General features: G+C 66.9%; 14 protein-coding genes. 12 read left to right on the top strand and 2 right to left on the bottom strand.

Going from position 1 to position 12,649, the window contains the following annotated elements; genetic code table 11:
* Nucleotides 1-113 precede the first annotated feature (113 nt).
* The 8 genes from BN984_RS17335 (at nucleotide 114) to BN984_RS17300 (ending at nucleotide 7,433) form a co-directional block, all read left to right on the top strand.
* Complete coding sequence (locus BN984_RS17335) at nucleotides 114-320, top strand: cold-shock protein (protein WP_004978121.1); 207 nt, start codon at nucleotides 114-116, stop codon at nucleotides 318-320.
* 255 nt (nucleotides 321-575) lie between these two features.
* A complete protein-coding gene (locus BN984_RS17330) occupies nucleotides 576-1,250 on the top strand; it encodes a DUF2306 domain-containing protein (RefSeq protein ID WP_008094063.1) in 675 nt (224 codons plus the stop codon).
* A 166-nt stretch (nucleotides 1,251-1,416) separates the two neighbouring features.
* Nucleotides 1,417-2,517: a metal ABC transporter substrate-binding protein gene (locus BN984_RS17325; RefSeq protein ID WP_049968871.1), complete on the top strand. Its 1,101-nt coding sequence runs from the start codon at nucleotides 1,417-1,419 to the stop codon at nucleotides 2,515-2,517.
* Nucleotides 2,514-3,332 carry a metal ABC transporter ATP-binding protein gene (locus tag BN984_RS17320; RefSeq protein ID WP_049968870.1) on the top strand — a complete coding sequence of 273 codons (819 nt, stop codon included), beginning with the start codon at nucleotides 2,514-2,516 and terminating at the stop codon, nucleotides 3,330-3,332. The genes BN984_RS17325 and BN984_RS17320 overlap by 4 nt, the downstream gene beginning before the upstream one ends.
* Entirely contained in the window at nucleotides 3,329-4,315 is a 987-nt protein-coding gene (locus BN984_RS17315) for a metal ABC transporter permease (protein ID WP_008094059.1), read from the top strand. Before BN984_RS17320 ends, BN984_RS17315 begins: the two co-directional genes overlap by 4 nt.
* A 277-nt stretch (nucleotides 4,316-4,592) precedes the next feature.
* A complete protein-coding gene (locus BN984_RS17310) occupies nucleotides 4,593-5,636 on the top strand; it encodes a methyl-accepting chemotaxis protein (RefSeq protein ID WP_049968869.1) in 1,044 nt (347 codons plus the stop codon).
* Nucleotides 5,637-6,074: a chemotaxis protein CheW gene (locus BN984_RS17305; protein WP_049968868.1), complete on the top strand. Its 438-nt coding sequence runs from the start codon at nucleotides 5,637-5,639 to the stop codon at nucleotides 6,072-6,074.
* A gap of 48 nt (nucleotides 6,075-6,122) precedes the next feature.
* Nucleotides 6,123-7,433: an MFS transporter gene (locus BN984_RS17300; RefSeq protein ID WP_049968867.1), complete on the top strand. Its 1,311-nt coding sequence runs from the start codon at nucleotides 6,123-6,125 to the stop codon at nucleotides 7,431-7,433.
* A 3-nt stretch (nucleotides 7,434-7,436) separates the two neighbouring features.
* Here the strand turns inward: BN984_RS17300 and BN984_RS17295 are convergent, their stop codons facing one another.
* Entirely contained in the window at nucleotides 7,437-8,042 is a 606-nt protein-coding gene (locus BN984_RS17295) for a hypothetical protein (RefSeq protein WP_008094055.1), read from the bottom strand.
* A 183-nt stretch (nucleotides 8,043-8,225) separates the two neighbouring features.
* Here BN984_RS17295 and BN984_RS17290 point away from each other — a divergent pair, with 183 nt between their 5' ends.
* The 4 genes from BN984_RS17290 (at nucleotide 8,226) to BN984_RS17275 (ending at nucleotide 11,593) form a co-directional block, all read left to right on the top strand.
* Nucleotides 8,226-8,867, top strand: coding sequence for an NADPH-dependent F420 reductase (locus BN984_RS17290; protein ID WP_008094054.1), 642 nt, complete (start codon nucleotides 8,226-8,228; stop codon nucleotides 8,865-8,867).
* Nucleotides 8,868-9,043: 176 nt separating this feature from the next.
* Nucleotides 9,044-9,358, top strand: a complete 315-nt coding sequence (locus tag BN984_RS17285) for a HalOD1 output domain-containing protein (RefSeq protein ID WP_004978141.1) — start codon at nucleotides 9,044-9,046, stop codon at nucleotides 9,356-9,358.
* A 181-nt stretch (nucleotides 9,359-9,539) separates the two neighbouring features.
* Nucleotides 9,540-10,865, top strand: a complete 1,326-nt coding sequence (gene glmM / locus BN984_RS17280) for a phosphoglucosamine mutase (protein WP_049913475.1) — start codon at nucleotides 9,540-9,542, stop codon at nucleotides 10,863-10,865.
* A 116-nt stretch (nucleotides 10,866-10,981) separates the two neighbouring features.
* Nucleotides 10,982-11,593, top strand: coding sequence for a nitrous oxide reductase accessory protein NosL (locus BN984_RS17275; RefSeq protein WP_008094048.1), 612 nt, complete (start codon nucleotides 10,982-10,984; stop codon nucleotides 11,591-11,593).
* Between the two features lie 47 nt (nucleotides 11,594-11,640).
* Here BN984_RS17275 and BN984_RS17270 read toward each other — a convergent pair whose 3' ends face one another.
* A complete protein-coding gene (locus BN984_RS17270; RefSeq protein WP_008094046.1) occupies nucleotides 11,641-12,063 on the bottom strand; it encodes a hypothetical protein in 423 nt (140 codons plus the stop codon).
* Between the last annotated feature and the right edge of the window lie 586 nt (nucleotides 12,064-12,649).

Here is a 12,649-nt window from a genome sequence, read left to right as displayed (position 1 = left end):
TGGCACTTATCTACCGAAACGGCCGTGAGTGGGTGGACGAATGTCTTTCGAAGGGTCGTGGTACCTTGACCCTCGGAAGGGTTATCCGTCGCCCGACCTTCGATTTGTTCGTAATGGCACACGGCAAAGTTGATTTCTTCAACGACACTGGCGGCTACGGTTTCATCTCTACTGACGACGGCGACCTCGACGACGACGAAGACGTGTTCTTCCACATGGAAGACGTCGGCGGCGAAGACCTCACGGAAGGTACCGAAGTCGAGTTCGACATCGAGTCCTCGCCCAAGGGCCCCCGCGCGGCGAACGTCGTTCGGCAGTAACACCGAGACGCGACTGCTGTTTGTAGCGGCAGACGACACCTCGACTTTTCAGACGATTACACGGCGAGCCGAGGCTCTCGACGGAGCCGACTGTCTCGGTCGTGGTTCGCCCTCGTCTCTGAGTAAGTACTCACTCAGTAGATTTATATCGCTCCTCGAACGACTCGGTTCTATGCCGAGCCTACACAGCCCCCACGCCCCGCCAAATCGCACCGAGCGTCCGCACCCGTCAACCGCCTCCATCGAGGTTTCGCGATGATACTCGTCGAGGACGCGACGCTCGGCGTCCACATCCTCGCCGGATTCGCGGCACTGTTCGCCGGCTTCGGCGCGATAGTCACGAAGAAAGGCGGCCGTCGCCACCGTCGGGCGGGCCGGGTCTACGTCGCGGGGATGACCGTCGTCGCGGTCACGTCGCTCGTGTTGTTCGCCCTCGCGCCGACCCGCGGGCGGACGTTCCTCGCGCTCGTCGCGGTGTTCAGCTACTACTTCGTCTTCTCGGGCGACCGCGTCCTCTCGCGGAAGCGCCCGACCGACAGGCCGGAACTCGTCGACTGGGTCGCGGTCGGTCTGCTCACCACCGCCGGGGTCGGTCTCCTCGCCATGGGCGCGCTCCGGTTCCTCGCCGGCGACAGTTTCGCCACCGTGATGCTCGTCTTCGGCGCGGCCGGTGCCGGCTTCGGCGTCCGCGACATCGCCGCCTTCCGCCGGGAGCGCGCGGAGTCACGCGAGTGGTTCTTCGAACACATCGGCCGCATGGGCGGCGGCTACATCGCCACCGTGACCGCCTTCTCGTCTGTCAACTTCGACTTCCTCCCGACCGTCGCCGCGTGGCTCTGGCCCACCGTCGTCGGCACGCCGCTCATCTTCGTGGCCATCCGGAAGTACAAACGCGGGTCGCCCGGCGCGGCCGCCTCGACCGCCGACTGACTGCGAACCGCGGGCGACCGCTCTTCTCTCCACCTTCCGACCGCTGTCCCGACGGCCTCTCGCCGCGAAGTGTGACGGCGCTCGACGAATTCTGGGCTGACATTGAATAACAACAATGGGAGATAGAATAACAGCACTTATTATCTCAAAGAAGTTTTCTAATAACATGCGAACGAAGACCCGACGCAGGTTCCTCGCGACAGTCGCCGGAAGCGCCGCCGTCGGCCTCGCGGGCTGTCTCGGCGGTGACGGCTCGTCCGATTCGACCGACTCGTCAGCCGAATCGGAGACGACGGCCACGGCCTCGTTCTTCGTCTTCGGCGACGTGGCCCGACACGTCGCTGGCGACGCCGCGTCCGTCGACACGCTCGTCCCCATCGGTCAGCACGGCCACGGCTGGGAGCCCGGCCCGGACGTGCAGGGCCGGGTACTCGAATCCGACCTGTTCGTCCACGGAATGCCCGGATTTCAGCCGTGGGCCGACGACATTCGGTCGTCGCTCGAAGCCGACGGGTCGGACGTCGCCGCGGTGGACGCCTCCGCGGACGTGGAACTCCACGAAATCGGACCCGACGGCCACGTCCACGACGACGAGTCCCACGACGAGGCGGAACAGCACGACGAAGAGGCGCACGCGAACGAGACACACAGCGAAGAGACCGAACACCACGACGAGACCGAACACCACGACGACGAGCACGCCGAGGAGTCGGAGAGCCACGACCACGGCGAGCTCGACCCGCACTTCTGGCTGGACCCGACGCGGGTCGCCACCGCGACCGAGACGCTCCGCGACGCCTTCCAGTCGGTCGATTCCGAGAACGCCGACGCCTACGCCGCGAACGCCGAGTCCTACCGCGAGACGCTCTCGGAACTCGACGCGGCGTTCGAGGACGGCCTCGCCGCCCGCGACCGCGACGTGATTCTCGTCGCCGGCCACGACGCCTACGGCTACCTCTCCGACCGCTACGACCTCGAAATCGTCGCGCTCACCGGTATCTCGCCGGACGAGGAGCCGTCGCCGCGGGACATCGAGCGGGCGCAGGCGACCATCGAGGAACACGGCATCCGACACGTCCTCGCGGACCCGCTGGAGTCCGACCGCGCCGCACAGCAACTCGTCTCCGAGACGGACGCCGAGGACGTGCTCCCGCTCACGCCGCTTCCCGGCGTAATGACTGAGTGGGAGGAAAACGACTGGGGGTACGTGGACATCATGCGCGAGGTGAACCTCCCGTCGCTCCGGACGGCGCTCGGCGCGCAATGACGGCCGTCTCGCTCAGCGACGTGGCCTTCTCGTACGGCGATGTACCCGTCGTCGACGGGGTTTCGCTCGACGTGCCCGAAGGTGAGTTCCTCGGACTCGTCGGCCCGAACGGGTCGGGAAAGAGCACGCTCCTGACGCTGATGCTCGGCCTCCAGCGACCGACCCGCGGTGAGGTGCGACTGTTCGACCGGCCCGCCCACGACTTCTCGGACGGCGAGCGCGTCGCCTACGTTGCACAGGACGTGACGGACGCGGCCCGCGATATGCCCGTCACCGTCCGCGAGGTCGTCCGGATGGGTCGCTACCCGCGGAACCTGTTCGGTCGCTTCTCTGCTGACGACCGCGAGGCGGTCGCCTCGGCGCTCGACCGCGTGGACATCGCGGACCTCGCCGACCGCCGGGTCGGGTCGCTCTCGGGCGGCCAGCGCCAGCGGGTCTTCGTCGCCCGCGCGCTCGCCGCGGAGGCCGACCTGCTCGCGCTCGACGAACCGACCGTCGCGCTCGACGCCGAGTCCCGCGAGGCGTTCTACGACCTCCTCGGCGAACTGAACGAACAGGGGATGACGGTCGTCCTCGTCGAACACGACATCGGCGTCGTCACGGCCCGCGCGTCCCGAATCGCCTGTCTCAACAAGCGGCTGTACTTCCACGGCGACCCCGACGACTTCGCCGACAGCGACGCGCTCGCCGCGGCCTACGGCGCGAACCAGCGCGTGCTCGACCACGACCACAGCCATCACCACGGCAACTCTCACGACTACCCGCACGACCACTCTCACGGTGACGCCCGCGACGAACCGGAGGACGAGTCGTGACCGGCCCCGTCGCGCTCGCGGCGACCGACCTCCTCGCGGTTGAGTTCTCCGCGGCCGGTTCACTCGCGCCGCTCCTCGTGGCCGACGCGTTCGCGGGACTCTTCGACTGGTTCTTGACGGCGGTCGTCGGCGGGGTGTTCTCGTGGCTCGCCGGCGTCACCGGTCTCGACTTCCTCGGCTATCCCTACATGCAGCGGGCGTACCTCTCGGTGCTGTGTATCGGTGTTGTCGGCCCGCTCGTCGGGTCGTTTCTCGTCTACCGCGACCTCTCGATGGTCGGGGACACGCTCGCCCACACCGCCTTCGCCGGGGTCGCGCTCGCGCTCTTCCTCGAGGCGACGCTCGGACTCGCGGTCCCGCCGCTCCTCGGCGCGCTCGTCGTCGCGGTCGTCGCGGCGCTCGTCGTGCAGGCGCTCATCGAGTACACCGACGCCCGGAGCGACGCCGCGCTGGCGATGGTCCTGACCGGCGGCTTCGCCCTCGGGAGCGTGCTCATCTCGCTCACCGGCGGCGGCATCTCGGTCGGTATCAACCAGTACCTGTTCGGCTCGCTGGCGACCGTCTCGCGGGCCGACGTGGGACTTCTCGTCTCGATGGGACTCGTCGTCGTCGGCTCGGTCGCGGTCGCCTACCGGCCGCTCGTGTACGTCACGTTTGACGAGACCGCCGCCCGCGCGTCGCGGCTCCACGTCCGCGCCGTCAACACGCTTCTGTCGATTCTCACCGCGTTCGTCGTCGTCAGCGCGATGCGAATCATGGGCGTCATCCTCGTCGCGGCGCTGCTCGTCATCCCCGTCGTCACCGCCTCGCGGCTCGGGCGGAGCTTCAAGCAGTCGCTCCTGTACGGCGTTCTCGCGGGCGAACTCGCGGGCGTCGCCGGCGTCACGGTCGCGTACCTCTACGGGCTCGCCGCCGGCGGCTCCATCGTCCTCGTCGCGCTCGCGGGCTTCGTCGCCGTCGCCGCCGGGCACCGACTGGCCTGAACACCCCCCGTTTCGGCCCTCCCACCGAATCGCGGTCACGGGCGACTCCGGAGCGACTCTGGAGAGCCCCCGCCGAGTCCGGCCTTGACCGGACAAGTGATTTTAAACCGACAGACGATTCCTGGTTCTGTCAGCGTCGGTAGTGTGGTATCCATCCTGCAATATCAACTCCGAATCCGTTATTTTTGGCCGTTTTGAGGCGATTAGCGGCAATCCTCGATTATCTCTATTGATACTGTTCGCGAATACTTATCAGTTTACTCCCACACTCGTTCGTATGGCAATCGAGCGAAACGAACGGGAACCGGCCGCCGGAGACGGGGCTCCCTCCCGACAGCACGACGCGTATTCCGGTCCCGGTGCCGCCGGCGCGGCGACCGACGAGGTTCTCGACGACGTGGACGACGTGGACGACGCGACCGACGAAATCGGCACGGCCGTCGCCGAACTCTCCCGCGCCTCCGAGAGCGTGGCCGTCAGCGCACAGGAGATAAGCGACCTCGCGGGCGACCAGTCGACCAACATGCGTGAGGTCGCCGGCGAGGTGTCGAACCTGAGCGCTAGCGTCGAGCAGATAGCCTCCAGTGCCGACCAGACGAAGGCGATGAGTGACCAGGCGCGCGACCTCGCCGCCGAGGGCCGAAGCTCTGCGGACAACGCCGCGGACGCGATGGAAACCGTCGACGACGTGACCACCGACGTGTACGACGAAATCACCGACCTCCGCGCGAAAGTCGACCAGATAGACAGCGTCGTCGAAGTCATCAACGACATCGCCGACCAGACGAACCTGCTCGCGCTCAACGCCTCCATCGAGGCCGCGCGGGCCGGCGAGGCGGGGGCCGGCTTCGCCGTCGTCGCCGACGAGGTCAAGAGCCTCGCGGAGCAGTCCCGCGACAGCGTCTCCGAAATCGAGGCGGTTGTCGGCGACATCCAGGAGACGACCGAGACGACCGTCGGCAACATCGAGGAGGCGAACGAGGAGGTCAACGACGGCATCTCGGAGGTCGACGCGGCCGTCTCCGCGCTCCGGAACATCGACGCCGCGGTCGGCGAGGCCGCCGCCGGCGCGGAGGAGGTCGCCCGCGCGACCGACCAGCAGGCCGCGAGCACCGAGGAGGTGGCGAGCCTCGTCGACCAGACCGCTCGGGGCGCAGAAGAGGTCGCCGGCGAGATAGACCAGGTCGCCGCGGCCACCGAAGAGCAGACGGCGAATATTTCCGAGGTCGCGCTCCTCGCCGGCCACATCGACGACGAGGTGGACGACCTCGAAGACGAACTCGACGCGGCCGAAGACGGGCTCTCCGCCCGGAGCGCGTAGATGTCGCTCACGGACGCGCCCGACGCGGCGCTCGACGAGCCGACGCAGGTTCTCGAATTCGAAATCGGCGCGGAGCGCTACTGCGTGGCCCTCGACGTCGTCACCGAGATTATCGACCGCAAGCCGGCCCGCTCGCTCCCGGACTCGCCGCCGCACGTCGTCGGCGCGATGGACTACCGGGGCGCGACGACGATGCTCGTCGACACGGCCTCCCTCCTCGGCGTGGGTTCGAACCCCGACGCCTCCCGCGTCGTCGTCTTCGACGCCGCCGACGAGGACGCGACCGTGTTCGGCTGGCTGGTCGACGAGGTCGACCGCGTGACGACGGTCGACCCCGAGACCGTCGACGACGCGCCGTTCGGCGACGACCTGACCCGCGGCGTCGTCAGGGGCGACGACGGTCTCGTCGTCTGGGTCGACCCGCCGGTCGACGAATAGGCCGACCGCACCGTACTTTCTTGAGCGCTCCCGCGAACCACTCGGACGATGAAAACACGTCGGGACGCCGTCGATAGCTTCGATTCCTTCCGGCAGTTCATCGGGCTCGAACGCGACGTGTTCGTCCTCTCGGTGGCGATGTTCGCGTTCAGTCTCTCGTTTCAGATGACCGGCCGGTACGTCCCGGAGTACCTCCGGGTGCTCGGGGCCGGCGCGACCGTCGTCGGCCTCTACGGGAGCGTCGGCAACCTCATCGGGGCACTGTACCCGTATCCGGGCGGCGCGCTCTCCGACCGCCTCGGGTCGCGCCTCTCGCTCACGCTGTTCGGGACCGTCTCGTCGGCGGGCTTTCTCTTCTGGTTCGTCGCCCCGCAGGTCCCCGAGGTGACGCTCGCGGGCGTCTCGCTCGAACCGTGGCTCTGGATTTTCGTCGGGCTCTTTCTCACGCAGGCGTGGAAGTCGTTCGGCCTCGGCGCGACGTTCGCCATCGTCAAACAGAGCGTCCCACCGGAGCGACTGGCGATGGGCTTCGCCAGCACCGAGATTTTCCGCCGCGTCGGCTTCCTCCTCGGACCGCTCATCGCGGCCGCGCTGTTGGCGGCGACGGCGACGTTCGTCGAGGGCTTCCGGTACGTCCTCGTCGTCGCCGCGGCCTTCGGCGTCGTCGCCACCGTCGCCCAGCACGTCCTCTACGACGCGGGCGAAGACTCGCTGGGCAAGTCGTTCGAGGGGCTCGCACAGCTCCGCGACGACCTCTGGTCGCTCCCGGAGACGCTCCGCCCGCTCCTCGTCGCGGACACGCTCATCCGGTTCGCCAACGGGATGGTGTACGTCTTTTTCGTCATCGTCGTCACGGAGTTCCTCGAAGTCGGCTTCACCGGGTTCGGCGTCTCGCTTCGACCGGCCGCCTTCTTCGGCGTCCTCCTCGGCGTCGAGATGGTCGTCGCGCTCCTGACGAAGCTCCCCGTCTCGAAACTCGCCGAGCGGACCGGGCTCAAGCCGGTCGTCGGACTCGGGTTCGCGGTGTACGCCGTCTTTCCGGTCCTCCTCATCTTCGCGCCGGCGGACCAGTGGGTCGTCGTCGCCCTGTTCGCCTTCTCGGGGCTTCGGTTCGCCGGCCTCCCTGCGCACAAGGCGCTCATCGTCGGCCCGGCGGAGCGAAACGCCGGCGGACGGGTGACGGGCGCGTACTACCTCGTGCGGAACACCATCGTCATCCCGAGTGCGGCGCTCGGCGGCTGGCTCTACGCGAGCGACCCCACGCTCGCCTTCTCGGTCGCGTCGCTCGTCGGCGTGGTCGGCGTGGTTTACTTCGCACTGCGCGGAAAAGAGTTCGAGGCGTACGCCGGCGGGGCCTGACGCTCAGTTCGGGACGACGAGGTCGACCTCGAAGTAGTACATCGCCTCGAGGTCGCCCTCGAAGACGAGGTGGATGAGCGCGTTCTTGTCCGCCGGAACGTTGTTGCTCACGTCGGTGTCCTCGGCCACGAGGTCACCCTCGGCGTCGTACACTCGACCGACGACGCTCAGTCGCCCGATGCGCGAGGAGGTGTTCACGGAGAGACCGACGCGGTAGGTTCCAGCCTCCTCGTCGGTCTCGGCGTAGTTCTGCCACGCCTTCGCGTACGGGAGGTCCGAGGAGACGACGACGCCCGGCACGGGTCCCTTCGTCAGGAGCGTGCCCACGACGTCCGGGTCGTCGTCCTCGCGCTCGAAGTCGATGCGGTCTTCGGGTGCGTCGGTCGTCGGCTCCGGCGTGGGTTCGGGTGTCGGTTCGGCGGGCTGTTCGGTCGTCGGTTCGGGAGTCGACTCGGGCGAGTCGGTCGCCGGTTTCGCGGGCTGTTCGTCGCCCGCGGGGTCGTCGTTCTGGTCGGCCGCCGGGTCGAGCGCGTTACCCTCCGCACCGAGGCAGCCGGAGAGGAGCACCACGCCCGCTCCGACGCCGCCGAGGAATGTTCGTCTGTTCATGTCGCTTCCAACGACACATATATACTAAATTATGATTGTACTGAATAGCTGAAGATTCCGGGATAGAGAAGGTCTGATGCGGTTATGTGGTACATTACGATGTAGATAATCCGAGTTAGAGGGGCCGCTCGCGGTCCCGCTGACCACACAAAGATTCAACTTTGTTAACATACATCTTTGTTCATGGATATTGGGATACTCGGCGCTGGCCGACTCGGCGGGACGTTGGCCCAACTCCTCGTGGAGTCGGACCACGAGGTTGCGATAGCCAACGAAAGCGGGGTCGAGTCGCTCGCGGACCTCTCCGAGACGCTCGGCCCGCAACTTCGCGCGGTGGAACCGACGCGGGCGATTCGGTTCGGCGACGTGGTCTTCCTCGCCGTTCCGTTCCGAGAGCGCGAGTCGCTGCCCGACGCGGACCACTTCGCGGAGAAGATAGTCGTCGACGCGATGAACCCCTACACCGAGAACTTCCACGTCATCGACCTCGGCGACGACACCTCCTCGGAACTCGTCGCGGCCCAACTCCCGGACGCGAAACTAGTCAAGTCGTTCAACACCATCCACTGGGAGACGCTCCGCGACCTCGGGCATCCCGACCTCCCCGAATCGGAACGCCTCGCGGTCTTCCTCGCCGGCGACGACTCGGACGCCAAGGCGCACGTCGCCGACCTCGTCCGCGACATCGGCTTCGGCCCGGTCGACGTCGGCGAGCTCGTCCCGGGCGGCGAACTACTGGAACCCGGTTCAGCGCTCTACAAGCGAGAAATCACGGTCGAAGAGGCGCGTGAGACCGTCCGAACGCTTCGTGCTCGGCAGGGCTGACCGTCGCACCCGCGAAACTATCACTATTTTTGATTGTGTATGGTGGGCACCAGATTGCGCTCGCGGAGTACCACGGCCGTACCCGTCCGTTTCCGTGACGTTCACGAATTACAACTGTTCACAAATAGCATGGATTTAAGGGCCACCATCGCACACAGACGCCTGTTAAGGCACCCATGATGGCACAGACGAACGACTGGAAGGACTCGCGCGTGACGTACGACGAGGCGACCGGGTCGTACCGCGTCGACCGCGATTCTTCCGAGCTGCTAAGTACGAACGTTGTATTGAGTATTGCGGCAATCGAGGGCGTCCGACCGACGCAGCTCCCGCCGCTCGCACAGACTATCGACCCCGACGCCCTCGAAACGGTCTTCGGCCGTTCTGAGGACGCGCTCCTCTCGTTTTCCTACGCGGGCTACCGCGTGACGCTCGACGCGCTCGGTTCTATCGAAGTGGTCCCCATCGGCGACGCCCAGCCCCTCCAGTGAGGCGACTCACCGCCTAATCGCCGACCACTTACCGCTCATCTCCTCCGGCGAGTGGTGACACGGTCCCGCGATTCGTTACGCCGGCCTCGCGGTTCGCCGCCTTCCAGTAGGTACCGCCTGACCGCCCGTTCGTGACAGTAGGCGAAACATACCAAAACGTCCTGTCATCGTCTCCCACGGTATGTTCGGAACGAGTGGAATCAGAGGTCCGGTTGGCCGAACCGTGACCGCCGAACTCGCCCTTCGAATCGGCCGCGCGGTCGGCTGCGACGCCTGTACCGTCGTCGTCGGACAGGACGCCCGCCTCAGCGGGGACGTCCTTGCCGACGCCGTGAGCGCAGGCGTCCGCGAGTGCGGCGCGAACGTGGTCCGACTCGGCGTCGCCTCGACCCCCACGGTCGCCCGCGCGGTCGGCTGGGCCGGCGCGGACGCCGGTATCGGTATCACGGCGTCTCACAACCCCGCGTCGGACAACGGGCTGAAGCTCTGGACGCCGAGCGGCCGCGCCTTCGACAAGGCCCAGACGCGCGATATCGTCCACCGACTCAACCGCGACGAGGTGTCGCTCGCTCCGTGGGACGAACTCGGCGAGGAGCGCGAGTGGCCCGACGCCGCGGCCCGCCACGTGAACCACCTCGTCTCGTCGTTCGACGACCTCGACGACGTGTCCGTCGCGTTCGACCTCGGCAACGGCACGGGTCGCGTCTCCGTCGACGCGCTCTACGAACTCGGCGCGACGGTCAACACCATCGACGGCCAGCAGGACGGCCGGTTCCCCGCCCGAAAGAGCGAGCCGAACGCGGAGACGCTCACGGCGCTTCGGCGGACCGTCCCCGCGCTCGACGTGGACGTGGGACTCGCCCACGACGGCGACGCGGACCGACTCGTCGCGGTCGACGAGACCGGCGCGTACGTCGCCGGCGACGCGCTCCTCGCGCTGTTCGCGCGGGACGCCGTCTCCCCGGGCGACGCCGTCGCCGTCCCCGTCGACACGAGCCTCCTCGTACAGGACGTGGTCGAATCCGCCGGCGGGCGCGTCACCTACACGCCGGTCGGCGACGTCCACGTCGCCGAGACGGTCGCCGAACCCGGCTACGTCTTCGGCGGCGAGCCCTCCGGCGCGTGGATTTGGCCCGACGAGACGCTCGCGCCCGACGGCCACTACGCGGCGCTCAAACTCACCGACCTCGTGGCCCGCGATGGCCCGCTGTCCGAACAGGTCGCCGGCCTCGGCGGGGCGGCGTACGCCACCCGCCGCGCGAGCCTCTCGTTCGACGACAAACACCAGGCGATGGACCGAATCGCCCGGAACATCCACGCGACGTACGACGAGGTCGACACCATCGACGGCATCCGCGTCGACACCGACGACGGCTGGTTCCTCGTCCGCGCCAGCGGGACCGAACCGCTGGTCCGCATCACCGCCGAGGCCCGCGACGAGGCCGACGCCGACCGCCTGTTCGAGGACGTTCGTTCGCTCGTCGAGGGCGCGCGCGTCGTCGCCTGAAGCACTCGCTTTTGTGACCCGTCCGCCTCCTCCGCGGGGGTAGTTCAGTTCGCGCACGCGAGCGACCGTTCTCACGGTTTATGTACCATGACGCCCGACCTCCGCACAGAGCGACGATGCACGACGACTCTCCGCCGCGCGACCGCTCGAACGGTCCGATCACGCGCCGAGCCGCGACGAAAGCCGTTTCACTCGGCGCGCTCGCGGCCCTCGCGGGCTGTCTCGGCGGCGGTTCGACCCCGGAACAGCGGCCCGACCCCGTCGACCTCTCGGGCGGGAAGGAAGACGACCAAGGCGGGATGGTCATCGGCCTCCACGCCGGCCCGAACGGACAGATCTTCTACCGCGAGAACGCGCCCGAGGGCCACGACAACCCGGCGTGGTTCCACACCCTCAGCATGGGGCTGTTCCCGTACTACTTCGAACACCGAGAGCAGGGTTGGGAGGCGACGGCGGTGTACGTCACGGACTACTCGACGGTCGACTACGAGCTCTCGACAGAGGGCGGCGACACGTTCATCTCGACCCACACCGGCGCTGAGACCTTCGGCGACGCCACCGAGATGACGTACGTCGTCGAAAGCGACGTGCTCGGAGGCATGGGTAAAGACCTGATTCCCTTTTCGTCGGATTCCGACGCCGACGGGTTCGTCGCCGAACACGGCGGGGAAACCGTATCGTTCGACGACGTGACGCCCGAGTGGCTCAGCGGCTACATGCGCTCGTAGCGCCGCCGCTGTCGGTCGCTTCGAAAACAACGGAGTTTCCGACGGCCTCAGAACGAGTCGTTGGGGATGCGGACGCCGTCGACGTAGACCGACACCGCGTCGGTCGACTGGAAGTTGGTGATGTCGCCCGCGAACTGGTAGCGTCGCGAGTCGTCGTCGACGGTTCCCTCGGCGGCGGGACCGACCGTCCCGGTCGTGCTGAGCGCGCCGTTCGATTGGAGCGGTGAGATAGAGCCGCTGACCGTCACTTCGAACGAAGAGACGGGACCGGTGCCCGCGACGACGAGCGTGTGCCCGTCGTCGCCGACCGGTTCGTCGGCCTGTTCCGTCGCCGAGCCGAGCCCAGAGAATCCCGCGAGTGCACCGGCGGCCGATACCGACCCGCACAGCGCGAGATACTTGCGTCTACCGACGTCGTCGTCAGTCGTCGTCGTTTCTGGGTCCTGCCCGGTGGACCGTTCACTTACCATGTCTCAGGGGTTGCGGATTACACCCATAAATGTTGCGATAATTACATTAGTAGGAATACATGAATATCTACAGACGATACTATTGAGACCGTTACTGTTCGAATCGCCGACGAATTTCGACGATTCGTTTTGACCGAAAAAACGACCGACTGCGGGCACTTATTCTTGAATTAATCCGTCTCTTATGGCTGCATTAATGGCTGATTTGCGGTGTCGATTTGAATGTCCTTTTTGTGATATTTTTGACGGCGACCGAATATACTAACTTCTGATAAATATCTCGGTGGCGTGCGCTGCGGCCGCTCCCTCGCCGTCCGAGCCTCTATGAACCTCGAAACCGCGTCGGCGAGTCGGGAGTCGGGGCGACGGCGGGCGTCGAGCCTCGTCGAACGCGGTCGGCTCAGCGCCGCTGCGGTCGCTCGACTCGAATCGGCGTCGAAAAGGGGAGAGGACCGGACGAGACCGCGGGGACCGATGCGGCCACCAGCGACGAGCTGTTCTCGTCTTCGTTTCTTCCGGGGCGGGCGTCCCACTCGCGCCCTCGGGTGTTCGAACGGACGGTTCGTCGCTCCGCTGTGGGGACGGC

This window comes from Haloferax prahovense (genome assembly GCF_000723845.1).
In the GTDB taxonomy this organism is placed as follows: Archaea; Halobacteriota; Halobacteria; order Halobacteriales; family Haloferacaceae; genus Haloferax; species Haloferax prahovense.
The sequence above is the reverse complement of the archived record's forward strand: the minus strand, read 5'-3'. Positions and strand labels throughout refer to the sequence as shown.